The sequence below is a fragment of the Candidatus Anaplasma sp. TIGMIC genome (genome assembly GCF_028204095.1).
Classification (GTDB): domain Bacteria; phylum Pseudomonadota; class Alphaproteobacteria; order Rickettsiales; family Anaplasmataceae; genus Anaplasma.
Map to the genome: position 1 here is coordinate 1 of NZ_JAQLOH010000018.1, position 24,926 is coordinate 24,926.

At 46.1% G+C, this 24,926-nt stretch carries 20 protein-coding genes and 1 tRNA gene; 12 read left to right on the top strand and 9 right to left on the bottom strand.

Annotation, left to right across the window (positions count from 1 at the left end):
* Positions 1-183: hypothetical protein (locus PGW94_RS02770; protein WP_271758415.1), on the bottom strand; the 183-nt coding region annotated here is incomplete at its 3' end.
* Between the two features lie 219 nt (positions 184-402).
* Here PGW94_RS02770 and polA point away from each other — a divergent pair.
* From polA to PGW94_RS02795, 5 genes are all read left to right on the top strand, one after another.
* Complete coding sequence (gene polA, locus PGW94_RS02775) at positions 403-2,955, top strand: DNA polymerase I (RefSeq protein WP_271758417.1); 2,553 nt, start codon at positions 403-405, stop codon at positions 2,953-2,955.
* A 141-nt stretch (positions 2,956-3,096) separates the two neighbouring features.
* A complete protein-coding gene (gene rpe, locus PGW94_RS02780; protein ID WP_271758441.1) occupies positions 3,097-3,810 on the top strand; it encodes a ribulose-phosphate 3-epimerase in 714 nt (237 codons plus the stop codon).
* 19 nt (positions 3,811-3,829) lie between these two features.
* The gene (locus tag PGW94_RS02785) at positions 3,830-4,621 is read left to right on the top strand and encodes an MlaE family ABC transporter permease (protein WP_271758443.1); all 792 of its coding nucleotides are present in this window, start codon (positions 3,830-3,832) and stop codon (positions 4,619-4,621) included.
* A 6-nt stretch (positions 4,622-4,627) separates the two neighbouring features.
* Positions 4,628-5,350, top strand: a complete 723-nt coding sequence (locus PGW94_RS02790) for an ABC transporter ATP-binding protein (protein WP_271758419.1) — start codon at positions 4,628-4,630, stop codon at positions 5,348-5,350.
* A gap of 270 nt (positions 5,351-5,620) precedes the next feature.
* Positions 5,621-7,828: a hypothetical protein gene (locus tag PGW94_RS02795; RefSeq protein WP_271758421.1), complete on the top strand. Its 2,208-nt coding sequence runs from the start codon at positions 5,621-5,623 to the stop codon at positions 7,826-7,828.
* Between the two features lie 433 nt (positions 7,829-8,261).
* Here the strand turns inward: PGW94_RS02795 and PGW94_RS02800 are convergent, their stop codons facing one another.
* Together PGW94_RS02800 and glnA are read right to left on the bottom strand one after the other, a co-directional pair.
* The gene (locus PGW94_RS02800) at positions 8,262-9,311 is read right to left on the bottom strand and encodes a polyprenyl synthetase family protein (RefSeq protein WP_271758423.1); all 1,050 of its coding nucleotides are present in this window, start codon (positions 9,309-9,311) and stop codon (positions 8,262-8,264) included.
* 183 nt (positions 9,312-9,494) lie between these two features.
* The gene (gene glnA / locus PGW94_RS02805) at positions 9,495-10,910 is read right to left on the bottom strand and encodes a type I glutamate--ammonia ligase (RefSeq protein WP_271758446.1); all 1,416 of its coding nucleotides are present in this window, start codon (positions 10,908-10,910) and stop codon (positions 9,495-9,497) included.
* 167 nt (positions 10,911-11,077) lie between these two features.
* Between glnA and PGW94_RS02810 the strand changes: the two genes are divergently transcribed.
* The 3 genes from PGW94_RS02810 (at position 11,078) to hemA (ending at position 13,894) form a co-directional block, all read left to right on the top strand.
* A tRNA-Lys gene (locus PGW94_RS02810) sits at positions 11,078-11,150 on the top strand.
* Positions 11,151-11,178: 28 nt separating this feature from the next.
* Positions 11,179-12,444 (top strand): tyrosine--tRNA ligase, encoded by a 1,266-nt coding sequence (gene tyrS, locus PGW94_RS02815; protein ID WP_271758448.1) that lies wholly within the window; start codon positions 11,179-11,181, stop codon positions 12,442-12,444.
* Between the two features lie 205 nt (positions 12,445-12,649).
* Positions 12,650-13,894 (top strand): 5-aminolevulinate synthase, encoded by a 1,245-nt coding sequence (gene hemA / locus PGW94_RS02820; protein WP_271758425.1) that lies wholly within the window; start codon positions 12,650-12,652, stop codon positions 13,892-13,894.
* Between the two features lie 67 nt (positions 13,895-13,961).
* Here hemA and PGW94_RS02825 read toward each other — a convergent pair whose 3' ends face one another.
* Positions 13,962-14,324 carry a YraN family protein gene (locus PGW94_RS02825; RefSeq protein ID WP_271758427.1) on the bottom strand — a complete coding sequence of 121 codons (363 nt, stop codon included), beginning with the start codon at positions 14,322-14,324 and terminating at the stop codon, positions 13,962-13,964.
* A gap of 96 nt (positions 14,325-14,420) precedes the next feature.
* Between PGW94_RS02825 and secF the strand changes: the two genes are divergently transcribed.
* Positions 14,421-15,380 (top strand): protein translocase subunit SecF, encoded by a 960-nt coding sequence (secF, locus tag PGW94_RS02830; protein ID WP_410519524.1) that lies wholly within the window; start codon positions 14,421-14,423, stop codon positions 15,378-15,380.
* Between the two features lie 41 nt (positions 15,381-15,421).
* Here secF and PGW94_RS02835 read toward each other — a convergent pair whose 3' ends face one another.
* The 5 genes from PGW94_RS02835 to PGW94_RS02855 all read right to left on the bottom strand — a co-directional run bounded on the left by PGW94_RS02835 (position 15,422) and on the right by PGW94_RS02855 (position 20,772).
* Positions 15,422-15,742, bottom strand: coding sequence for a hypothetical protein (locus tag PGW94_RS02835; RefSeq protein ID WP_271758428.1), 321 nt, complete (start codon positions 15,740-15,742; stop codon positions 15,422-15,424).
* 99 nt (positions 15,743-15,841) lie between these two features.
* A complete protein-coding gene (locus tag PGW94_RS02840) occupies positions 15,842-16,975 on the bottom strand; it encodes a P44/Msp2 family outer membrane protein (protein WP_271758430.1) in 1,134 nt (377 codons plus the stop codon).
* A gap of 268 nt (positions 16,976-17,243) precedes the next feature.
* A complete protein-coding gene (locus PGW94_RS02845; RefSeq protein ID WP_271758432.1) occupies positions 17,244-18,728 on the bottom strand; it encodes a UbiD family decarboxylase in 1,485 nt (494 codons plus the stop codon).
* A 71-nt stretch (positions 18,729-18,799) separates the two neighbouring features.
* A complete protein-coding gene (locus PGW94_RS02850) occupies positions 18,800-19,714 on the bottom strand; it encodes a P44/Msp2 family outer membrane protein (protein ID WP_271758433.1) in 915 nt (304 codons plus the stop codon).
* A 191-nt stretch (positions 19,715-19,905) separates the two neighbouring features.
* Positions 19,906-20,772 (bottom strand): P44/Msp2 family outer membrane protein, encoded by an 867-nt coding sequence (locus tag PGW94_RS02855; RefSeq protein ID WP_271758435.1) that lies wholly within the window; start codon positions 20,770-20,772, stop codon positions 19,906-19,908.
* A 1,656-nt stretch (positions 20,773-22,428) separates the two neighbouring features.
* Between PGW94_RS02855 and ftsZ the strand changes: the two genes are divergently transcribed.
* From ftsZ to ybeY, 3 genes are read left to right on the top strand one after another with little or no spacing between them, the layout of a single operon-like run.
* The gene (ftsZ, locus tag PGW94_RS02860; protein WP_271758452.1) at positions 22,429-23,631 is read left to right on the top strand and encodes a cell division protein FtsZ; all 1,203 of its coding nucleotides are present in this window, start codon (positions 22,429-22,431) and stop codon (positions 23,629-23,631) included.
* Complete coding sequence (locus PGW94_RS02865) at positions 23,631-24,029, top strand: EVE domain-containing protein (RefSeq protein WP_271758437.1); 399 nt, start codon at positions 23,631-23,633, stop codon at positions 24,027-24,029. The genes ftsZ and PGW94_RS02865 overlap by 1 nt, the downstream gene beginning before the upstream one ends.
* Positions 24,030-24,031: 2 nt before the next feature.
* Positions 24,032-24,526, top strand: coding sequence for an rRNA maturation RNase YbeY (gene ybeY / locus PGW94_RS02870; protein ID WP_271758439.1), 495 nt, complete (start codon positions 24,032-24,034; stop codon positions 24,524-24,526).
* Positions 24,527-24,926 lie beyond the last annotated feature (400 nt).

Sequence of the window (24,926 nt, forward strand, 5' to 3'; positions counted from 1 at the left end):
ACCAGAGCTCACGCGAACCCGGGGACTCTTAGTAGGTTTCTTAGCTGATGCGCTATTATTGTTTGTAGGCACTGATTTGCGTGCCGCTGCCGCGGTTTTCCTGGCAGTGGGCTCAGCAGCCGCCTCGCGAGTTCTGCGGAGCTTCACATCAGAACCTGCTATGTTATCGCTTACGTGTTGCATGTACTCAAACACCAATTACAGATTACAGCCTTGAATTGTAGCAATATGTTATTATTAAATTCTGAAGGTATATGTATACAAAGCCCTGGGATAAGGAACTGCACACGGCCCTGGTGTTACCGGAGAACACTGCCAGCAGTTACAAGGCTTTGATTTTCGTGCTGGAAAAGTTTTAAGTTTTACCATACTCTGGCACCTTTAGCCTGTGTGTAGTGCGTAATGGTAAAGAGTTTTGTGGTAATTGATGCTTATGGGTTCCTTTTTCGTGCGTATTATGCACTTCCGGGCCTGAGCACGTCGTACGACTTTCCTGTCGGAGGCGTCTACGGATTTATTAACATCCTTCTTAAGCATCTGGCTTTTCATCCTGCAGATTACCTGGTTGTGGTTTTCGACTCTGGATCCAAGAACTTTCGGCATGAAGTATATCCCCAGTATAAATCCAACCGTCCCAAAGCGCCCGAGGAGCTCTCTCAACAGTGTGCTCCACTTCGTGAAGCAGTGTCAGCATTCAATATCGCTAGTGAAGAGGTACTGAACTACGAGGCCGATGACGTCATTGCCACTCTTAGCTCTAAGTATGCATCTAAGGACGTGGTTGTAAGAATCCTAACTGCAGATAAAGACCTGCTACAGCTTTTGGGTGATAACGTACAGGTTTATGATCCGATAAAGAGTCGGTTTCTCGACGATACATACGTGCTTGAAAAATTTGGGGTCCCGTCGGAAAAACTTTTGGACGTCATGGCGTTAACTGGAGACGCTTCAGATAACATTCCGGGCGTGCCTAGTATCGGGATAAAAACCGCTGCCAAACTGATTAATGAATTTGGCTCTCTGGACAATGTGCTGCGCTCCTCATCCCAAATAGCACAAAAGAAATGCAGAGAAATGCTTACCCAGTACGCTGGTCATGCACTCCTTTCGCGGGATCTTGTGGCTTTGCGTCACGACGTAAAACTCGAAGGAGATTTGGAAAAGTACGCAAGACAGGCCCCAGACGTTGAAAAGCTGATGTCCTTTCTAGCCAAGTATGAACTGACGTCTTTGGAAAGCAAAGTAGCCAAATATTGCAAAGTCTCTGTGACACCCGAACAGGAAGAGACAGTTGTGGTGCAGAATGAAGACAAAATTGAAAAAATAGAAGAGTTCTTAGAAACATGTATTCGCACTGGAACACTGGGATTGTACATAGTGCAAGACCAGGGCGAGATAGAGGCAATATACGTTGCGTACGATGGCACTAACTCATTCAAGGTGACAGGAAAAGCCGACTTATACAAGCTCCATGAGGTAATAACGCCATTATTGCAGAATGATGCAGTGCTAAAAGTTGTATATGACGCAAAATCGATGCTGAGCATTTTTCCCACCCTTAAAACGTACGACGACGTCATGATAATGTCCTATAGTCTTGATGCCAGCAGCCACGACCACGGGTTTGACATAATGTCACAACGGCACATGGGAAAATTGCTGCAGATTTCTCCGGCATGTATGCTCATCCGCCTTCATAAAACCATAATGCAGAAGTTGTTTGCGGCAAAGCTATTCACAGTCTACTACGAACTGGAAAGGCCATTGGTACCCATTATACACAAAATGCAGGAGGTAGGCATAAGGGTCGATGTGGATTTACTGAACCAGCTGGGAAGTGAATTTACACTGGCAATACAGGGGCTGGAAGAGAATATATACTCGATCGCCGGAGTTAGGTTCAACATTGCATCTTCACAGCAACTTGGAAAGGTCTTGTTCGAAAAGCTGCGCATTGGTGGAGCCCGCAAGACGCCATCTGGCTCATATTGCACCAATGCCGAGGTACTAACTGCTTGCGCGCTTGAGGGCATTGAGATTGCGGATAAGATCTTGAAATGGAGGCACTACACTAAACTAAGAAGCACATATACGGATGCTCTAACACGGCAAGTTAATCAAGACACCGGGCGTGTTCATACGTGTTATTCCATGATATCCACCGCAACAGGCAGAATTAGTTCAAGCAACCCGAATCTACAAAACATTCCTATACGGAGCAAAGACGGGGAAAAAATTAGACAAGCATTCATAGCGCGTGAGGGTCATAAGCTCATAGCAGCAGATTATTCTCAGATGGAGCTGCGTATTCTTGCACACATTGCTGATGTTAAAGCTTTTAGGCAGGCTTTTATTGATGGCTTAGACATACACAGTGTAACAGCACGGCAGATTTTTGGTGAGTTTTACGAAATCGACTCTGAGCTACGAAGGCGCGCCAAGTCCATAAACTTTGGCATTATATACGGAATGGGCCCCTTTAGGCTGGCAAAAAACATAGGGATAAACAGGAAAGAAGCATCTCAGTATGTGGAGCAATATTTTCGCTATTATCCCGAGATAAAACGCTATATGGAAACCACAAAAGCTTATGCAAGAAAGTATGGGTATACAAATACGGTATTTGGTAGAAAATGCTTTATTGATGGAATTAACAGCAGGCAACGTACGGTAAGGGGAGTTGCAGAACGGGCTGCAATAAATGCGCCTATCCAGGGCACTGCCGCAGATGTGGTAAAAAAGGCTATGATCCGGCTACAGGATCAGCTACCCCATGGAGTAATGGTACTGCAAGTTCATGATGAATTACTAGTTGAGGTGCCCGAAGAGCATGTGGAATCTACTGCGCGTTTGATGAAAGAGGTGATGGAAGGCGTCGTAGACTTTTCTATCTTCATGGAAGTGGATGTGAGCGTCGGTGACAACTGGGGGGAAATGGAAAAGCTCAGGCTTTAATAAGTTTTGTGGGATTTTTACAGCATGCGATACAGAAGTTAAATCGTGTGTACAATTTTTTCGTTTTACCTATTGTCACTTGAAAGGCTGGATGTTGGGGCGTATAATACGCGCGGAATTCTCGTTGGATGGCGTTTTACCTTGTTAGCGAAAAAGGAAGACTTCTACACAGCGTCTTTCTGCGGCAACGTACCCAGGAAGTCTGAAGGAACAATTGTTTCAGCTTCAGTATTGGCGGCTGACTTTTCCGACCTACGGGCATCGGTGCTGGAAGTTGATACCGCAGGCGCAGATTGGCTTCACATAGACGTCATGGATGGATGTTTTGTACCGAGCTTGACTATGGGTCCTGTAGTCATCTCAGGCATCCGCAAATGCACAAATATGTTTCTGGATGTGCACCTTATGGTAAGAAACCCGGGGGATCACCTGCAGAGCATTGTAGATGCTGGAGCGGACATGGTTACCGTTCACACAGAGTCTGAGACCCACCTATGCAGATTAGTACAGCAAATAAAACTCCATGGAAAAAAGGTCGGCGTATCCGTTGTACCAAAAACACATCACAGTGCTCTCGAGTACATAATACACGATCTAGACGTGGTCTTGGTCATGTCAGTGGATCCGGGGTTTGGCGGGCAAGCGTTCTTGGATTCTCAGCTGAAAAAGATAGAGCAAATTCGCAAGATGATAGACCAAAACTCTCTTAATACGATGATAGCTGTTGATGGGGGAGTTTCTTCAGCAAATGCTAAGGCGATAGTTGATGCAGGTGCCGACATATTGGTCGTTGGCACGGCTCTGTTTTCAGCGGCAGACATGAATAAGTTTGTGAAAGATTTGAAGTCGGTTTGATGGAAGTTGAAGTATGAAGATGAGGTTTGGTACGGACACACTCCTCGTTGTTTTTGCTGCTGTAGGCAGGTACTTTTTGGGGTTGCTTATTCCTGTTGGTAGGGTATCCATATTTTGCATGAAGGCTCTACTCCACAGTGTTACGCCCCCCTATTATCTGCTTATAACAGTAAAGCAGTTCTTTGAAATGTGGTTCTTTTCGCTACCTATAGTGGCGGTCACATCTATATTCACCGGCGGTGCTTTAGTTTTGCAAGACTCTTTGGTGGGCGGGATAAAAGTCGCTGGGAACTTCATGGCAGGCATAGTAACAGTAGCTATTGTGAGAGAACTGGGACCGGTGCTTATAGGGCTCATAGTGGCAGGACGGATAGGAGCCGCTATCACAGCTGAAATTGGTACTATGCGCATCACGGAGCAAATAGACGCTCTGAGTACGCTTGACACAGATCCATTCCACTATTTGATAGCACCCAGGGTTGTAGCCTTGGTGTTGGCAATGCCTGTACTGATCATATACGCAGACGTACTTGGTGTGTTTGGAGGCTATGTAGTAGGCACATTAGGGCTCAACTATGCCAAAGGAGAGTATGTCAACGGCATAGTATCGTTTTTGCAGTTAAAAGACGTTATAGAAGGGCTTGTAAAGGCTACAGCCTTTGGTTTGGTAATTTCACTTGTCGGGTGTTACAACGGTTATCATTGTGAAGTTGGGGCCCGTGGGGTAGGTATATCAACAACTAAGACCTCTGTATCGGCATCTATGCTGATAATACTTTTGAACTATGTTATTACAGTTTTTTATGCGTAGTGCGCCATGTATGCTGTTTCCATATCGAACTTACACGTTTCCTTCAACAACAAAGAAGTTCTGAACGGTGTGGATTTAAATATCCCCTGGGGAGAGTCCTTAGTGATTTTGGGGGAGTCTGGCAGCGGTAAGTCTGTGCTGACCAAAGCAATTCTGGGCCTCATTGTGCCGTCAGAAGGCAGTGTCACTATAGATGGTGTAAATATCCGTGAAGATGGCGGCTGTTGCATTAAAAACTTCAGCGTGTTGTTCCAAAACTGCGCACTGTTTGATAGCCTCCCAATATGGGAGAATGTCGTGTTTAATTTTCGTAGACGGCTACGATTAGACAAAAAACATGCGAAGGAGCTTGCCTTGCGGGGCCTGGAGCTTGTTGGATTAGATTCCAGCGTCATGAACCTATACCCCGTGGAGTTATCCGGAGGCATGAAAAAAAGGGTAGCGCTGGCAAGAGCAATAATAGGAAATCCGAAGATCTTAATCCTGGATGAGCCCACTTCCGGCCTAGATCCAATCATGTCATCTGTCGTTACAGAGATAATCTCCAGATGCCACAAAGAATTCAACCTCACCGTGATTACTATAACTCACGACATAGGCAGCGCACTACGGGTTGCGGATAAGATAGCCGTGCTCAAGGGAGGCAGAATAATTGCCTGCGACATAATAGACAACATAAAAAGCAGTCAAGATCCCTATGTTGCAAAATTCATGCGGTTGGGTATGTAGGCAAGCACTTTGTGTGCGTGATGGCTGTAAACGCCTATGCTGACACCATATAGGGGTTGTAATATCTGTGTACTTATGTAACAATTGTTGTGTGTTCACTAACATATACAACGGACGGGGTAGTTTCTGAACCCCACCTGGGTTGCTTCTCTCGTAATCCTTGCTTTATTAAGTAATTGCGTTATACGTCTGGCAAGTGCTTGGTTGCGTGCGGTCGGGTAGCCAAGGTTGTGGGTTGCGCGCGTCTTGGCGCGCTTGTGAATTACAGATATGACATTCAATAATCCCGTTGAGAGCATAGAAGGCGCTCTGTCAAGACAAGACAGGTCTTTCTTGTCTCCCCTGTTACTCATGTCTGCAGATGAAATTATCGAGGCACGTAGTGGCTCAGACACAGTACTTTCGTTGCTGGTTAGTGCTCTGTTTATTCCTGCGGAGGACCAAAGTCAGATGATGTACAGTACAATTTATAGGGCTTTCGAAAATTTATACAACAGTGTTCTGTCTGGGTTGTTTTCGGTCCGTGATAGCATGCTTGAGCGTGTCCTAAAAAAAACTGGATACATGTGTTCTCTACCCGCTAACACAAGCACCCAGAAAGAAAAATCTGAAACGGCTTGCAAGGATGGTTACGTACCTAACGAGCTCGTATCGGCTGTTGCTGATGGAATAGGCGTCGTTGCTGGTAAAATAGAAGATGCCCGCAAGGTCGCCAAGGAATCAGGCGAAGAGGCACACGAAGCTCATAAGGCAAGGGTTTCTGACTACCTACAAATGGAAAACGTTATATACACATTTGATGGCGTTGAGTACCGGAAGAGTAGCCTGCATGCGTTGATTTTGCAGTATCTCTTTAGCACTCGCAATCCCGAAAGGCAGCTCGCAATGCTTGAACCCGTACGGAGATTTCTCTTGGGGTTCTCGGAGTATGGGTTAGACGCCCGTGGCGCTCAGTCAGTGCATTATGCCCTATCCATGTGTGGCGGAACACATGAAGAGAAGTTTTTAGATGAGATTGTAAGACCGTTGCTGGCTAGAGCCCACGGGAAGTTGTGTCTGTCTGGGAACAATCCGGATGTCATGTGTGATGCCGATAACAACACGCTAATGCACTACGCCGCTTCATCAGTTTATGGCTCGGGGCAGGCTGTGGGTGAGGTCATAAAGGTCCTTGGTTTCCGGGAACTGCCCGGGTTGGGCGGCGATGGCATGTCGATTGCCGAGCTATTTATAAACAACGTACCCTATTACGCCCTTTTTTATTCTTTGGCAGGGCGCAGCCGCGCAGATATGAAGAGGCTCGCTGAGGTAAATCGCAGCATGCGTGCAGCACTTACACGTGGTGACATTGCCGACCTACGGCAAGCTAGCAGTACGCGCAGGGAAATGTTCTGTGGAACACATGCACAAATATCTGAATTCAGGAATAACTTCTCAAAAACTCTGTGTCTTTTGTTATACGCAGACGAAAAAATTCGTGCATCCGTAACGCAGGGAGTTCTAGGACCATATGTACGTTTCATGGTTCCTGAGATATTGCTGGATATCAAAAAGTCTGCGCGGATGATATGTGCCGGTGCGGACGCAGTGTCGAACGAGCACGACAGCATTTTAGCTCAGCGTGTTCAAGAGGTCTTCGATAATTGCGATAGGAGGCACAAACGCTTGGGCGCGCAGATTGTTGCTTCTGACGTTGCTCGCGCAGTACTACATGATCCAGGATACATAAGGCGTCTTGGCATTACTGCAGCATACACCGCAAACCTGCATAATTTGGGCACTGACAGTGCCGATGATAACAGCCTAGTGTGGAAGTATGACCGTTATACACAGTCTGTTAACGGGTTTTTGGGAGCCCTGAGTGGTTTGTGCAAGAGTAGCTGTCGTGCCTATCAGAGCTTAAGCGAGCTATACGAATCCACCAGAGTTGCTCTCGAGCTGTGCAGAAAGAACAAGGAATCTCACGAACGGTGGATCAAGGTATCAATGGCGATCATATGCTGCGTGGCACCTTTGGCACTTTTGAGTTGGAATATTCTTTTCCTTATGAGGGGAATGGCTACCTCAGGATATCCGATAATGAGGACTTGCGTGGTAAACGCTGGTATAGTCATCTTCACGTTGATCTTCTACGCCCTCTTTGAGTATCTACACAGAGCATTGCGAGAAACAGAGCTTGACATTGCCCGCCTAAGTGGCAACTTTACTAAGTGCGTTAATGAGTATTTGTCCGTGATAAGAGAAGCTCTGCCTTTGTTAGAAGACCACAGTACCTTGCATGCTCAAGTTCATGAGTCTGCATCGGTGACTACTGCTAAGACTGTCGCGCCAACTGCTGCTCCCAGCCTTAATGAGTCTCAACAACAGGATAACGACCCGGCTGTTCTTGATAGCATAAGTCTGGATCCTATAGGGGCACAGTTGGTAGAAGCTGCGGGAACGTGGGTGTCGCGCAATGCTCATTCTCTTGGCGTGTGAAGTGGTTATGTAGTTTCGGTTATGTAGCTCGTATGAAAAGCTGTTGGGTTGCTTTGGCAACTAGTGTATGTTTGCGGGCTAGTGCAGTTCACGTGTGAGATGCCCAAGGCATAGCATGCAAAGATAGCCGGAATGATAGAGTTGCTGCACTATTTCAGGACGCGCGGGTGGACACATAAGACAGAGTAGTGTTGTCCAGAAGTAGTGCAGTATTTTCAAAACACCAGTGGTATCCGCTAGTGCATGTGTATACCCAATCACTGAGCGTATGAGCTCTGTCTCGTGGTGTGCAGCAGCAATGCCATCTGTAACGAGCTTCAAATTGTAGCTTTCTGTCTCACCACACAGTAGCCGTGTAGCACAACGATCGTGCTACTGGCCTGGACAAGGAGAGCTGATTCTCACATCATGAACACAATGCTGTGTTGAGGCACTAAAAATTCCTGGCAGTAGCGCTGTGCAGAAGTTCTAAAAGCTTGCTTTTATACGGTGAGTCGGAAAAGTAGCCTAGCTTTTTCTCAGCAATTTGCACGTACTCACTTGCGTACTCCACAGATTTTCCTATAGCGTTATACTTTGCCATTATGGATAAGACCATATCCGCATCAAGATCCTTCTTCTGGGACAAAACATCACGCAACTCTGAGCGCTCCACATCGTTGGCGCACTCGTATGTAATTATAAATGGTAGAGTGACCTTGCCGTTGCTCAGATCGTTGTACGTTCTTTTGCCTGTGGTACTCTCCGTGGCAGTATAATCCATAATGTCGTCCAGAATCTGAAATACTATACCGAAATTCATACCTATATTGCGGAGCATAGAACGTTGTTCAAAATCCGCATCAGCAAGTACTGCCGCGGCCTCACATGCTGCAGAAAATAGCGCAGCAGTCTTGGAGGATACGATTTCCACGTACTTGGCACGAGATAAGTCAGCATCACTGCTATATACCAGCTGCTGGATTTCCCCCCTTATTATAGTGCTAGAAGCTTCAGAAAACACCGAAAGGAGATCTGTACTATTGCAAGATAGTACCCACTGAAATGCCATCGCAAACAGGTAATCCCCGACCAAGATACTGGCTTTATTGCCCCAGATACTGTTTGCGGTTGGCTTTCCCCTACGCAAGTCGCTTCGGTCCACTACGTCATCATGGAGCAGCGTGGCACCGTGTATAAATTCTATAGCTGCGGCTATCGTAGTTCTTTTTTCGTGGGCACAACCCAAAAGCCCGCACGAAACCAAGAGCATAATAGGACGCAAACGCTTGCCTCCAGACAACACCAAGTGCCTTACTATGTCCGTGATGCACTTAACATCACTATTGCTGCCACGTATGATTAGATTCTCCACCTCACCCACATCGTGAGCCACAAGGTGCCTAAGGCCATGGAGCGCACACGAAAACGTATCTTGCATCAGTTCACTGCTTCTTTTCACAACGTCGCAATAATACGCCGGGTACACAGCCAAGTACAGCAATCTGCACACCAGCCCTTCCAGGCAAGAAGAGAACTACTGAAAGATAGACTAGTAAACCGCGCACGCAGCCCCGGCATGTCAGAACACAGTATGCACTACCAACGTCCCTAAACACCGGGCACTGAGCACGCAATGGAACCCTATAAAAGACTAGTTCCTAAACGAAACACCTACAGCCATCAACTACATGGAGTAGTAATTACGGAACTCAACAGGGTGTGGGTGAATACGCACCTCATCCACTTCCCGCTCTTTCAACATGATATATGTGTCTATCATGTCGTTAGTGAACACGCCACCTTCGAGCAAAAAGTCTCTGTCTTTATCGAGAGCATTTAAAGCCTCGTCCAGAGAGAAGCAAACTGACTGCAGCTTACCTGCTTCTGCATCATCTAACGTGTATAGAGACTTTCCTTTAACCTCAGTAGGCTTAATCTTCTTCTTGATGCCATCTAATCCCGCCATCAGCTGAGCAGCAAAGCACAGATATGGGTTGGACAGCGGATCAGGAAAACGAGTCTCTATACGCCTTGCAGATGCGCTATCGCTGTGGGTATATGGCACCCGCACCGCAGCAGACCTGTTGCAGTGTGAGAACGCTAAACGCGTAGGAGCCTCAAAGTTAGGCACAAGGCGCTTGTAGCTATTTGTTGTAGCGTTGGCAAAAGCGTTTAACGCTCTTCCGTGCGCAAGAATGCCCCCTATGTAGTACTGACACACCTCAGACAGCAAAGAACCTCCATCACCAGCGAAAACATTACTGTCTCCCTTCCATAAAGACTGGTGACAGTGCATGCCGCTACCATTCTCATCTATTACCGGCTTTGGCATAAACGTGATGCTCTTGCCATAGGATCCAGCCACACTACGCAATACATACTTGCACTTCTGAACACTATCAGCACATGCTACCAACTCGGCACGGTAGAAGCCGATCTCACATTGTGATGATGCAACCTCGTGGTGATGCAACAATGGTCTAACACCAACATCATCCAGCATAGAAAGCATCTCAGACCGCATATCATGCAAGGAATCCATAGGCGTGGGACACATATAACCGCTACGCACTGGCACGCCGTACCCATGGTTTGCCCCAAACTTCTTAGATGAGCTAGAGTCACACTCCATGGAGGACAGTTTGAAATATGAGCTATGTGGGTCTGCAGCAAAACGCACATGATCAAAGACGAAAAACTCGATTTCCGGACCCATGTAGCACTTGTCAGCAAAAGACATAGACGCCAAATAGTGCTGCGCCTTCCTTGCTGTATATCTAGGATCGCGTTCATAATCAGTGCGATCACCTGGACACACCACATTGCAGATAATCGTTAACGTTGCCTGCGATGTAAACGGATCCAAGAAAGCCGTGCTTATATCAGGCACAAGCAACATATCAGACAACTCTATTGGCTGCCATCCGGGCACCGAAGAGCTATCAAAAGAAATCCCCGATGTGAATATACCTGGATCCAGGGAATGAGTACTGTGAGTAAGGTGATGCCACCTGCCTACCAAGTCAGTGAACCGCCAGTCTATGAACTTCACTTCGTTTTTTTCAACATAGTCCAGCAAATCCTTTGTAAATAAGAACATAACTTCAAGTCTCAAAGGCAAACAAACCTGCTGAGCTTACCAAATCTCAAGATGCATTGCAATAGTGGTAAATGCCATTATTGTCCTCGCACGAATGCGCGCTTGATAGCTCATAAGATTTTTGACTTTGCTACGCAAAAGAGTTACCATCCTGCTGCGCTTTTTATGGTCCTGTAGCTCAGTTGGCAGAGCGGGTGGCTTTTAACCACTGTGTCGCGCGTTCGAATCGCGCCGGGACCACTCTTAAGGTTTTGTGGTCACTTTTGGAATGCCTGATATAGCTTCTAGCGCGGAGTTCAAGTCTGAATTTTTGCAGACCCTTAACATCAGGGGGTATTTACACCAACTAACCGATGCATCAATGCTGGACAGCATCATGCGTAATGGTCCGGTGACTGCGTATATCGGGTTTGATTGCACAGCCCGTAGTCTGCACATCGGTAGTCTAATTCAGATAATGGTGCTTCGATATTTGCAGAGGTTCGGACACAAACCCATAGTACTTCTAGGAGGTGCAACCACTAAAGTTGGCGACCCATCAGGCAAAGAAAAGGCCCGGGCGATGTTAACATCAGAGGACATCGCAGAAAACAAGACCGGTATTCTTCGGGTGATTAAAAAGTTTCTATCGTCGCAAGGCGACATTCAAGTGGTAGACAACTCAGAATGGCTCGAGAGCTACGGATACCTAGACTTTCTTCGTGAAGTTGGGAGCAAGTTTTCCGTCAATGTCATGCTTGGTCTTGAAAGCGTCAAAAGTCGTCTCAGTCGTGATCAGCAGCTGAGCTTTTTGGAATTTAATTACGTGCTGTTGCAATCCTACGATTTCGTGGAACTGCATAAAAGATACGGGTGTATTTTGCAGATCGGGGGTTCAGATCAATGGGGTAATATCGTTAGCGGTATTGACCTTGCGAGAAAAATGGGCTGCAAACAGTTATACGGCTTAACAACGCCACTGCTCCTGAACAGTGCAGGAGCTAAAATGGGAAAGACCGCTGATGGGGCCATATGGTTGGATAGTGATTTGTATAGCGCATACGATTATTGGCAGTACTTTCGCAATGTCCCTGATAAGGAGGTGGCAACGTTGCTGCGGTTATTCACAGAGCTTCCTATAAGTGAGGTCGAGCTTCTTACTTCGCGCCCTGGTGAGTGCATTAACGAAGCCAAGAAAATTTTGGCTACCGAGGCTACTAGAATTTGTCATGGTAGTATTGCGGCACAACAGGCAGAGCTGCAGGCAAAAAGTGTTTTTGAACACGGAGATGATGATGAGCTGCAGCGTGTTTCGGTGCAGAGAGACCTTCTTACCGACGGAGTAACATTCGCAAAACTGTTGCATATGGCAGGGTTAGAAGAAAGCATAAGTGCGGGCAGAAGACTAATTGCTGGTGGAGGCTGCAAGGTTAATGGCGTTACCATGCAAGATGAAAAGGCCACCGTTGATGCTGCGGATTTTGATAAAAATGGCGGATACATAACAGTTTTCTGTGGCAAAAAGCGTCGGGCTAAGATCGTGCTGGAGAGCTGAAATTATCTTAAGGGTTGGTAGACTGCACTGAGAGGTTCTTAGTATAATAGTTAGCTTAGAACTTCGATTTTTGTGCGTTTCGGTAAATATAATTTACAATTCCATGGCAAATCGCGTATCCTGGTACTATAGTCCGCTCAGCCGGGTTTGACCTTGTATTTTGCGTATGGCGGCGTACTTATAACAAAGTTCCGAGTTGTTTCCTATGATAGACTATGAGAAGGTGTTCCTTGAAAAGATAAGGGGCATTAAGGAAGAGGGTAGGTATAGGGAGTTCACTGGGTTTCGCCGTATCCCAGGTAAGTTTCCATATGCGGTTGAGTGCCAGACTGAAAGCGTTGTAACACTCTGGTGCAGCAACGACTATCTTGGGATGAGCCAGAACGAGAGCGTTTTGTCCGCAGCACGCGATTTAAACGTTAATGTTGGGGCCGGAGGTACAAGAAATATCTCAGGAACAACACAAGAAGTGATTGAGTTAGAACGTTCACTCGCAGACCTCCACAACAAGCCGGCTGCTCTAACGTTCGTGTGCGGTTACGTTGCTAACCAAACTAGTATAAGCACGATTCTTGCCACTATACCCGACGTTGTTGTTTTCTCGGATGAAAAAAATCACTCTTCAATGATAGAGGGCATCCGCTCGGGAAACCGGGTAAAACATATTTTCAGGCACAACGACGTCGACCATCTAGAAAGCCTGCTAAAGGCGGCTGGGACTTGCCCTAAAATTATATTATTCGAGTCACTATATTCCATGGATGGCGATATTGCTCCAATCAGAGAAATATGTGATTTAGCCAGCAAATATAACGCAGTTACTTACCTGGACGAAGTTCATGCTGTTGGTTTGTATGGTGCTCGTGGCGGTGGTATATCGGAAATGGAAGGCCTTACCGACCGGATTTCTGTCATACAGGGGACCTTGTCTAAAGCTTTTGGGGTTATGGGCGGGTATATAGCAGCCTCTCAAAGCCTTGTTGACGTTGTACGCAGTTTTGCGCCCGGTTTTATCTTCACAACAGCTGTATCCCCAATGATAGCAGCATCAGCACGTGCCAGCGTTGAGCATTTGAAAAACAGCAGTGTTGAGAGAGAAAAACATCGAGAAGTTTTGTCGAAAGTAAAGAGGGCTTTATTGCAGGCTGGTATAGAGTTTGTGATGACTGATACTCATATTATTCCGATAATTATCGGTGATGCCACAATGTGCAAAGAGGTCTCACAAGCGCTCCTGCGTGACCATAAAATTTACATTCAGTGTATCAACTATCCCACAGTACCCCTTGGTACTGAACGTCTCCGCATCACTCCTACTCCGTGCCATACCGATGAGATGATCAGTCATCTAGTGCAGGGATTATCTGAAGTATTCAAAAGGTTTTCCGTTCCCGCCGGTAAAAGTTACGCGTACTTCGAGTCTACACGCATAGCACGGGAAAATCGCTAAGCCCCTTCGGTACAGAAATGTGGCAACAGTACAAAAATGCACACACTGCGCCTCTGGTGCCTCTACACTAAGAGGTCTCATCCCATGCGTTTTTTATGGAAACAATTCCGTGTCTGGCTGTCACACTATAGAGTTCGAAACTTATTTGATAGTCCGTATATTGTGGATGCCTAGAAAGGAAATACTTTGCTGAGTAAACTACTGCTCTGCGCTGCTTGTAGCTGAGACGGAAACCACAATTAGACCTCCATGCGATGCTAGTTTTCACCTCTATGAATGTTATAGAACGCCCTTGAAGCGCTATTATGTCCACCTCTCCCACGGGTGTACTGTATCTATGGAACAGTATTTTCTTGAAGCGTACTTTCAGCAGAAACATCACTATCAGTTCTCCGATGTAGCCAACGAAGTTTCTTGAACGTCCCGACATTTTCAGCAACAAGGTGCACTGTGGATAGCTGAAACATATTACAAGTTTTCCAGGACCATAACTAACGTGTTAGTCGCGCAGAAACATCAATATTACTTGAAAGGGGATACTAAAAGCCCTATTCTGCGAGGGAAACTGAACAATAGACTGGCAGTGATACACAGACTAATACCCGAAGGAAGCAGCTTTGATTTTGTCAGGTGGGGTAAGGTAGCACAGGCGCTTAGTATACTACTGACAGTAGGCTCCATAGCTCTCATCTGCTTTAAGGGCCTGGTATTGGGTACAGACTTCACTGGGGGTATCGTTGTAAATTTCCAGTTTCAAGATAAAGGTGTTGATGCAGAGCGTGTAAAGGACTCTTTGTCCGGAATAGGTCTGGAGGGCATCTCAGTTCAAAGTATGGGCACCAGCAATAGCGAGTATATGGTTATCTTCCGGGGCGAAGGCGCGGCCGGAGGACAGGCATCTATGCATGCAGTAAAGAGTGCTCTAAACGGCCTTGGTGAGATAAACTACAAGCGCTTGGACTATGTGGGAGCTCAAGTAGGTATGGCTCAAGTCCGTGAAGGCCTCATAGCTGTGGGGTGTGCCCTAGTGAGTATGTTTTTATATCTTTGCGTAAGATTCCGGTGGCAATTTGCTGTCGGAGGCGTTGCAGCTTTGATGCATGACGTGATCGTTACTATGGGAATGATAAGTGCTACAGGGCTCGAGTTCAGTTTGCCAGTCATGGCTGCTATTCTTATGATCATAGGGTACTCTGTGAATGATTCGGTTGTGATCTATGACAGAGTCAGGGAGCTAATGAGAAATTCTGAGGTAAAAGATGTGTCTAGTATAGTAAACCTGGGCATAAATTCGACTCTCACCCGCACTCTTCTCACTTCAGGTACCACTCTTCTAGCGGCGCTGCCGCTTATTCTCCTATGTGAGGGGGCTGTAAGAGATTTAGGAATTATAGCTTTCTTCGGAATAGTTGTGGGTACCTACTCCTCCATTTTCGTATCTACAATCCCTTTCATAGGCAGTATTCAAAGAGGTCTACTGAAGTAGGCGTCCCATATGTGCATGGAACTTGGCTTAATACTCTGAACTCAAATCAAACGCAGGCGCATACCACAGAAAGCTTCGGGCAGTGGAAGCACGGAACACCTTGATAACTTGCCCGAAGGAGAGGGAATGCGACACTGAAATTTTTGTCCTGTGATCTTTTCTACCAGTTCATTACGCACCCACCTAAACAAGCTGCGGATCAGCTCAGTAGCCGCTCTTTGAAACACCCATGATCTTTCGTGGTAGGACTTCTCTAAGCTGCTTCCATAGTCTGCACAGAACATGGTACCCGGGCCCGCAGGCCCTACAGCATCGGCGCCCGTATAATCCTCAGAACGCTGATTTCTGCGATGAAAGCCCATATGTATATGGGCTTTCTCCTATGCTACTTTTCCGCACGGGTACATATTCTTTATACCCTCTGGTATATTCGGATCATGAGATCTCATGATACATTTCTCTCAGAACGAAACTCTGCTACCTATCTCTAGACTGACGTAGTTAAGGCCAAATGTTGCCGTTGCTGTGTCGCTTGATCTATTGTATGGACTAACGTCATCTACCAAGCGCTTCAAAGGTATGTCATCGTATTCTTTGCCTATCACCTGTTGGTACATTACACCAAGATAGGCCGTACAGTTATTCCTTATGTTCGCACTTAGACCGAATTTGAATTTATACGACAATTGTGCATTCGCATGTCCATCTGTGATGCCAATCATGCTGCCTCCAATCCCAGCACATGTATACGGAGACAGTCTAAACTTTATGCCCTTTACCTGCGGAAAGTCATAACACAGATTCGTTGTAAGTGACGTGTTTTTTATGGCATTGAGCTCCAGGACTTCTCCCCCTTCCAATCCCATAGAAATCGCCCTTACCAATATATTGCTTTTTGTTGCTGCCAAATTTGATGCAACGTGCTTTATCTCATATGATGCTCTGGCCCTGATGGCTTGGCGCGCTTGGTTGTCAGCTATTATAGATAGCGCAGGATCTGTATCTGCGAGTTCTTGAAAACTTTGCACTATCGTGTTTACGTCTCGTATTACCTTACTTTCCGGTGTTGCCCTAAGGTATGCCGCTACCCTTGTAAAGTCAGCATGAGCATATTCATCTATCATCTTTAAGAGATTACTGCTGTTACGCAGCGCATAAACCGTGTATTTCTTGCCAAAAACAAATGGTATGCCGCCACCGCGCAGTTTCTTTTGCCTCCCTGACGGTACTATATCCGTCTTTTCGTGCGATATTTCAACTTCCATCCTTAGACGTGGCAGCAAGTATCCCGCACTGCCTTTAAACCCATAACTGTTTTTCTTAAATAGGAACTGTGGATAACTATCAGCACTCCAGTGAAAATTCTCTGAATGCAATTCTGGAGAACGCACTTTCACATGATACGGAAAAATCCATTCTGTTGTTCCATTAACTCCTACCTTAAAATTTCTTATTCCGCTGATAGTGGGGCCATACCCTAAGCTTACGTAAAACCTGTCCGCCCCCGCTGCATTATAGGATGCATGCGATGTAGTCGCCACCATACTACACAACATAGACAAAGCCACGACTCCCACACCTAAAGGCTTAACCATAAATTCCCCTCTCCTTTGAATCCCACCTTTTAACTGAAATATCCGTATTACTTCCATAATATTTGCTTGAGAATCGTGCATTATACTTAAAAAAGTCTTTAAGAGATGGAAATTTCATAAAATTAAGATATAGCCTTCAGCTAGTGCTTTGTTACACTCAATGCCCCGAGCAACGCGAACCCAATTTCTTGTTCAACATAATACACGGCATAACCGTCAGTACCATACTAACGCACCATCACGTCACATCGTGCATGAGGGCTGCATACTAGCTTTCGAACCCATACTGTGACCATTTAGACGTCACTTTATTTATAATATCGTCACTCATCTTTATAGGGATTCCCCACTCACGTCGGGTCTCAGGAGGCATTTTGTTCGTCGCGTCAAAACCTGCCTTGCTACACAACCCGGATTCTGCTGATGCAAAATCTAGGTAGTCCATAGGAGTGTTCTCTATAAACACTGTGTCCCGCGAGGGATCCATCCTGGTTGCCATCGCCCATATCACATCCTTCCAATCACGCACATTTATGTCATCATCGACTACGATCACAAACTTTACGTATGTGAATTGGCGAAGGAAAGACAAAATCCCCATTATGATCCGCTTTGCATGGCCTGGATACGCCTTTTTTATCGACACTAACGCCACTCTATATGAACATCCCTCAGGCGGGAGCCAAAAGTCAACTACCTCCGGATATTGTGACACGACTAGCGGGATAACCAACTCATTCATAACCTCACCCAATACTGAGCATTCATCAGGCGGCCGACCCGTGTACGTGCTCATGTAGATCGGTGATTTCCTCATGGTAATGGCTTTTATAGTAAACTTCGGAAATTTCTCTACACTATTATAGTAGCCCGTATGGTCACCATATGGACCTTCGTCTAGAAAGATACTTTCGCTTACATACCCCTCTAAGACAATTTCTGCATTAGCAGGAACCTTCAAGGGAACTGTGACACAATCAACGAGCTCTGTAGGCCTCTTCCTCAGAATACCAGCAAACTGGTACTCTGACACCGTATCGGGTACCGGTGCCACCGCTGCCAGCGTTGTAGCAGGATCAGTACCTATAACCACCGCCACCGGAAAGTCGCCCCTTCCTTCCTTCACCCACCGATAATACTGCTGAGCGCCACCACGGTGACGCAGCCACCTCATTATCGTGCTTTTTTCATCTACCACCTGCATCCGATACACACCAAGGTTGTAACCGTCCTCGCGGTTATCGGATGGACCTCTAGTTACCACAATTGGCCACGTAATAAGCGGCCCTGGCTCACCTGGCCAACAAGTCTGAATAGGGAGCTTGCGTAAATCTACATCCCCCTCTTCTATTACGATCTCCTGACACTTTGCATTTCTTACCGTAACAGCCCTAGCAGACAACACATTTCTCAACACCGGAAACATGTCTAGCAAATCCCTAAACGAGGCAGGCGGCGTAGGGGTTCGCAAAAAGGCCAAAAGACGACCTATGTCCCGGAGCCCCGAAGGCTCCACCCCCAGGCTTTGGGAAACCCTGGCTACCGTACCGTACAAGTTAACGAGAACTGGAATATCGCACAGCCCATGCCTATTCACAACGTTCTCAAAGATGGCGGCAGGTCCGCCCGACTCTAGCAGTCTACGATGTATTTCGGTAATCTCCAACTCAGAAGACACCTCCTCGTGCACGCGCACCAGTTCACCCGCAGCTTCCAGATGCTTCAAGTACCCCCTAAGATCTGGAAACGGCATGCGAACCTACACCAACGTACAACAAAGAGCTACACGAACCCACTCACGCAAACAACCTTCGACAACGGCACCTACCTACGGCCCGCAGTCAAGCCATATACAGAGACACGGAAACCTACCTCTATACCGTAGTACGCTATGTCCATGTGCAGAATCGGATCCAACGGGACAACCTTATGCTGTTTATCGTCAACGTTACTGCCCACGATCACGGTACCCTGCCTAGCAGCAACGGAAATATTGCCACTACCTCCAAGGGACCGATAATAGAAGCCACAGAACCCGGTAACGTTATCACGAAGCCTCCAGCTCACACCTCCCTTCACCTGATATGCCAAAGTGTACGCATAAGACTCATGTGTATTTACACCCTCAACACCAAAGCCTGCACAAACATACGGCTTGATCGGGCGCCCGACTTCAAAGTCCTTACACATCGTCGCGTTACCAGACGAAAGATACATCCCATCGTTTCTGAGAAAGAGCACATACCCTCTGTTAGCAGCATCAGCTTCAGGACTCACACGCGCAAGCCTGTACCTGTACGCATCCCCTTCCTGCGGGCTAAAATAACCCCGACCTACGTCGAACCGCTCACGCAGCAGCTCTAGCTCCGCCCTTACGCCACCACGGGCATAACCAATAGTTGCAGCATGACCTATTGGACTATTCTTGTAACTACCAGAATCCGCCAAAACAGCCCGCCTATCAAAGAGGTCATCACCCACGCTAGCGCTTTCATCAATCCTATTGTTGGAATCAGAAGCAAATCTCCTCAACGGAGACACGCTCACCGCTGCATCAAAAGAATTACCAAGAGTGAGATCACTGAACGCGGGAGAAGCAGGTTTGTACATGCCCCCAACATACAAACCTACCTCCTGAAATCCACTCTCAGGGCATGAACTCCCACACGAAAACGCAGTAAGAGGGAAAAAACAGAAGAAGGAACAAAAAGCTGTAACAACAAACCTCACAAAACTCATAAGAGATTCTCTGCTAAAGAAACTTCCAGGCGGCAATTGTAGCGCGTGCGTGCCACAAGTCAAGCACTTAACGTAAATCTCTTTCAAGCATAGTCGCAGTCTAGTATCACCTCTTAATCACCTCTTAAGAAATTTCTACCTCAATAAGGTCTTTCTATACCATGTATGAAACACAACACAGCAATATAGGCTTAGAACGAGTACCGGAGACTTACTTCCCCACCAAGGTATGCAATACTCATCTTAGCATGGGCAGTGTTAGGCAGCGGTTGCATTGCTGCAGCGCTTGGTACCATAACTTTTATTCCGTGGAAATTATTGTTGTGTATCATGTGATAATAACCGCCAACAGACAGAACTACATCATCTGTAACAACTACCCCAACACCCATTTTCCCGTAGTAACCATGCGACATCTTCCTAGTTTCAAGTATGTCTATCGCATTTCCGCTAACACCAAAACATAAGTAGGAAACTATCGGGTCGGCTTTGGCTTTTATGTCGTAACAAACGTTAAAAACAACAGATGATACTGCAACCTTTTTATTCTTCACAACCACGTAGTTTGCTTTTGATACGTATTCAGACCTAACCAACGCTATGTAAGAAGGATCATCCTCATGTATGGAACCACTGCTTCCACGCACTTTAAACTCGTTTCGCACACCCTCAAGTTCTATCCTGAAAGCGCCTATCGAGTATCCAATACTTCCTGCATACCCATAATAGTTATTTTCGTAGAGGGCCTCCCTGTACGGGCCGAATGAGTGCGGGTCATTGATGTCAACAATAACTCCACCTTTCATGCTCATTTTTTGGACTGTTCCTTTGTTTGGCACATAGGTACTACTTTCTTCCACTTCCAGACTTCCAAAATTTGGAAAACTACTCCTGTACGCCCCACTAAAATACAAACGATTACTCGATTTGACGTCCTTTTGTTGTGCGTTGTAAGTAGCGCTATAAGAAAAAGCCTGAAATGGTACAAACAAAACCATAAAGAAAACTACTACCTCTGCGACACTTTTCTGCCTCATTACCTTCTCTATCAATTTCATAAATTTACCACCTTAATTAGCTTGCATAACATGTGCCGCTACATAGATTCACACCTCCCGTAACCCACGCGTTGCAGAACAGCCTTTTAAGGAATAAATGTTAATTAAGGGCTAATGGAAAATAGGAAACTTCATGAACCATCCAACACATTTTACGTGAATGTTCTGGCTATAATCCGGTCTATGGCGCCTATAATATATTGCGCAGTTCTTTATGAAATGCTGGAATATGCAACAACAATTGCCACGTCCTCCATAAAAACAAAATTCTCTTTTAGCCACGCTTCATGTAGATTTTGATCAGCATAATAAAAACATCCATTCTAGCCCAGAATCCACGTTTGTTGTGCAACCGTCATCAGTAACAATTCCTAACCAAAATAATACACGCGATCGTAAAACGTGCTGCAACTTGTCTTATATCTAGGGACACTATCCATGGGATTAATCGATATAGTACTGGAAAAAACCTAAAAATACCACTCCTTATAGATCACCCAGTTGACACCAATATATAACCGCGACTAATACGTACTAGGTGCCGGAAAGTCCGTAACAAAATAGAGAAGTACAGGCATTATCGACGCCAGATCCTACACTTAGAGTTCTGCACCCTTTGCATTACTTCCTACGTGCCGTTTATACACATGCAGCTCAGCTATCTACTGTTGTAAAACCTCTGTGCTACGGGATGCAGTACTCGTGGAGATGGTCCTCTGTTTTTGGTAAACTGCATTGCTTCATGACCCACGTGCACTGTTACTTAAACATGGAAATCTATGTTGAGAGCATTTATTCCGAATCTCAAACAACTAAAATCCCCGTGCGTGGCGACAAATCGCGCATCGTACCACAAGGTTGAGGCCTGGAATAACGCAGCGAAATTCTGAAATAAAACCAGAACGCTAATAAAACATGATTTAAAAAACCTCTTCGATCTTACTGCACTAACCTTTGCAATGAAAAACCACTTTATCGCAAAGTAAAACCAGGACTGGTACTCAAGCTGGGGGTAGTTGAACACTACCCTTCGGCCAAGCTATCTGCTACAGCGTTAAGAACCTATGCTCTGAAGCGCAACTCTGAATCAAAGTAATAGCGGCACGCCTCGTACATGGTCGAATGTGTAGTATATTGCTTTAGCAATTATTTATGATTATTTACCGTGGGGTAAGCACTTTGGTGCAATAAAATTGCTTTGAGCTAGAGCACATTTTAAATGCAGGATTGCCTGACTTCCGGAGTGGTGAAACATTTTTTACCACTCATCTTGAGTTTATATCCATAATATTTTCCACATATGTGCTCATGCAGAAGTATTCCGGGTACGTTTGAAATACGAGAGTCAAGACAGAACGGAAATAAGCAGACTGACCTACAAGACCTGCCATTTATACAACCTACCCGGTAAAGGCAATACTCTAATGACCAACCCAAGCTTGCTGTGCGCCCACCTATACAATGGCAAAAGTACGTACCTTCATCTCATTTCTACACACGGCTCGTAATTGGTTATTAACCAATAGCCGCAAACTTCTCACTAAAACTTAAAAATCGTTACCATTGGTAAACACCTATACCCCTGATGAACTTAAAGTATTTACATTGATACCTGAAAGTAGTACCCTTCAGGTTGGCATACTTTTTTGCACGTTGATGTCGCTGCACGTTTACCTACCGGATCAGTCCGTGATAAGACCGCGAATAACTGTACTCGGCGTTGGTGGCGCTGGTGGAAATGCTGTAAACAACATGATACAGTCCTGTCTGCAGGGCGTCAACTTTGTGGTGGCTAACACTGACGCGCAGGCGTTAGATTGCTCTTTAGCAGAGAAAAAAATCCAACTTGGCATGAATCTAACAAGGGGTTTGGGCGCTGGCTCATTGCCTGAGGTTGGTCGTGGTGCTGCTGAGGAATCCATAGAAGAAATAATCGGTGAGATAGCCGACAGTAACATGTTATTCATCACCGCCGGGATGGGTGGTGGAACAGGTACCGGCGCGGCTCCTGTCATTGCTAAGGCCGCAAAGGATAGTAAAATTCTGACCGTTGGCGTTGTAACTCGGCCGTTCCACTTCGAGGGGGCTCATAGGATGAGAACCGCGGAGCAGGGTTTGGAAGAGCTACAAAAGTATGTTGATACTCTTATTGTCATCCCTAATCAAAACTTGTTCCGGATAGCAACCGAGGGCACCACCTTTGCCGACGCGTTTAAGCTTGCAGACACCGTGCTACACACCGGGGTGCGTGGCATAACTGACTTAATGGTCATGCCTGGGCTGATCAACCTTGACTTCGCTGATGTTAAGGTTGTGATGAGCGAGATGGGTAAAGCTATGATGGGTACGGGCGAGGCTGAGGGAGAAAATAGAGCCGTAGCTGCTGCAGAAGCCGCTATTTCTAACCCGCTACTAGATAACATCTCCATGAAGGGTGCGCGTGGAATATTAATCAATATCACAGGCGGGTCTGACATGACCCTGTTTGAAGTAGACGCTGCGGCGAACAGAATTAGGGAAGAGGTGGATGACAACGCAAATATAATCTTTGGGTCTACTTTTGATGAAAGTAGCAGCGGCGTTGTAAGGGTCTCAGTCCTTGCTACAGGAATAGATAGTGCTCATTTTGTCCACACCGGCGTGCGTGGTGGCACAGCAAAAAATGTGGATGCAGATGGTGGTAGCTCTGGGTCAAAGACTGTGGACTATACCAACCCTGGCGTTTTTGGTAGGGCGAGTGCTTCTGCGAGAGAAGACGTTGGGGGTTATGATCCATATTCTGGGAGCTCCGGTGCGCATGGCACAATAAATTGGAGCAGCAAGTCTTTCGATGTTCCTGCATTTCTTAGAAAAAAATAGTGAGTGTGAAGCGGTTTTGGCTCCTTAAAACTGAGCCGGGTGATTTTGCTTGGGACGATATGTTGCGGCTTCGCGTCACACCGTGGGACGGGGTGAAAAACCCTCAAGCATTGTCTTACCTCAGAATGGCATCCGTAGGTGACCTTGCATTCTTCTACCATACAGGCAAAGAAAAGGTGATCAAGGGAGTTGTAAAAATTACCAAAACTACTGGCACGGTGGCGGACGGTCTCGTAGACGTGGAAGTTGCTTACCCCTTGAAGCGCAGTATAAGCTTGCAAGAAATCAAATCTTCTCCCGAATTGTGCAACATGGTAATATTGAGGCAGCCGAGGCTTTCGGTAGCTCCTGTCACCGAGGAGGAGTGGCTTCACTTAATAGAGCTGTCTAATAATTAACCATGGCTACAGAAGTTACTGTTATCAACAGAGAGTGGTACACTCTATTACACAAGCCAAAAATATCCACAAAAGCCGTCGTGGGGTTTACGTTAGAGGAACTAAAAATTGCGCAGTATAAGCCAGTGCTCTCTGTTGTTTTAGCCAACGACAATCTTTTGTGGGAGCTAAATAAGAAGTATCGAAACATTGACAGGCCTACAAACGTCTTATCCTTCAGCTACCACGACACGTTGTCGCACGGTGTATGTTTAGGGGAGGTGTTTTTATCTATTGAGCGCCTAAAGTCAGAATCCTATGAGATGGAGGTTGATATTTCAGCCCACTTTGCACACATGTTGATACACGGGATCTTGCACATATTGGGCTACGACCACGAAACCTCTGATGATGAACAAAAAATGCAAACATTAGAGGTAGAACTGCTAGGAAAACTCGGCATCGCAAACCCATACCTCGTTAAAGCACACACGACAGCAGCCAGTGGCTCACCTTAGCAAAAATGCTGGCTACCGATAACTATGCGATACCTAGCTCACACCGCCATAATCCAATTTTTGTAATATTACTCCTTTCTTCTCGATGCCAATTACAAAGCAATTGTGTCACCGCTACACGTCACATATAAATGCTACCTTGCAACACAAACTACCATGTGGACTAGATCCATCTCTTCTAAACAACGACTACACTCTAAAATCACACAAATTACGACATCTCTCTTTTATCTTCCAAAAGCCTCAGGTCGTGACAAGATTAACTAACTCAGAACATCACAAACAACTACGCAAGCCTCGCCGCAACTGACATGGCAACACAGTATTCAATTGGCTTGTCCGGTAATATTGCATAGGAATCGCTTTCGCTCAGGCTCTTAAGGCGAGTGATGCCGAAATT

Excerpts from the sequence above, each read along its gene's own strand:
- polA (WP_271758417.1), top strand. The coding sequence starts at position 403 with ATGGTAAAGAGTTTTGTGGTAATTGATGCTTATGGGTTCCTTTTTCGT.
- PGW94_RS02785 (WP_271758443.1), top strand. The coding sequence starts at position 3,830 with ATGAGGTTTGGTACGGACACACTCCTCGTTGTTTTTGCTGCTGTAGGC.
- PGW94_RS02790 (WP_271758419.1), top strand. The coding sequence starts at position 4,628 with ATGTATGCTGTTTCCATATCGAACTTACACGTTTCCTTCAACAACAAA.
- PGW94_RS02795 (WP_271758421.1), top strand. The coding sequence starts at position 5,621 with ATGACATTCAATAATCCCGTTGAGAGCATAGAAGGCGCTCTGTCAAGA.
- glnA (WP_271758446.1), bottom strand. The coding sequence starts at position 10,910 with ATGTTCTTATTTACAAAGGATTTGCTGGACTATGTTGAAAAAAACGAA.
- tyrS (WP_271758448.1), top strand. The coding sequence starts at position 11,179 with ATGCCTGATATAGCTTCTAGCGCGGAGTTCAAGTCTGAATTTTTGCAG.
- hemA (WP_271758425.1), top strand. The coding sequence starts at position 12,650 with ATGATAGACTATGAGAAGGTGTTCCTTGAAAAGATAAGGGGCATTAAG.
- PGW94_RS02825 (WP_271758427.1), bottom strand. The coding sequence starts at position 14,324 with ATGTCGGGACGTTCAAGAAACTTCGTTGGCTACATCGGAGAACTGATA.
- PGW94_RS02835 (WP_271758428.1), bottom strand. The coding sequence starts at position 15,742 with ATGGGCTTTCATCGCAGAAATCAGCGTTCTGAGGATTATACGGGCGCC.
- PGW94_RS02840 (WP_271758430.1), bottom strand. The coding sequence starts at position 16,975 with ATGGTTAAGCCTTTAGGTGTGGGAGTCGTGGCTTTGTCTATGTTGTGT.
- PGW94_RS02845 (WP_271758432.1), bottom strand. The coding sequence starts at position 18,728 with ATGCCGTTTCCAGATCTTAGGGGGTACTTGAAGCATCTGGAAGCTGCG.
- PGW94_RS02850 (WP_271758433.1), bottom strand. The coding sequence starts at position 19,714 with ATGAGTTTTGTGAGGTTTGTTGTTACAGCTTTTTGTTCCTTCTTCTGT.
- PGW94_RS02855 (WP_271758435.1), bottom strand. The coding sequence starts at position 20,772 with ATGAAATTGATAGAGAAGGTAATGAGGCAGAAAAGTGTCGCAGAGGTA.
- ftsZ (WP_271758452.1), top strand. The coding sequence starts at position 22,429 with ATGTCGCTGCACGTTTACCTACCGGATCAGTCCGTGATAAGACCGCGA.
- ybeY (WP_271758439.1), top strand. The coding sequence starts at position 24,032 with ATGGCTACAGAAGTTACTGTTATCAACAGAGAGTGGTACACTCTATTA.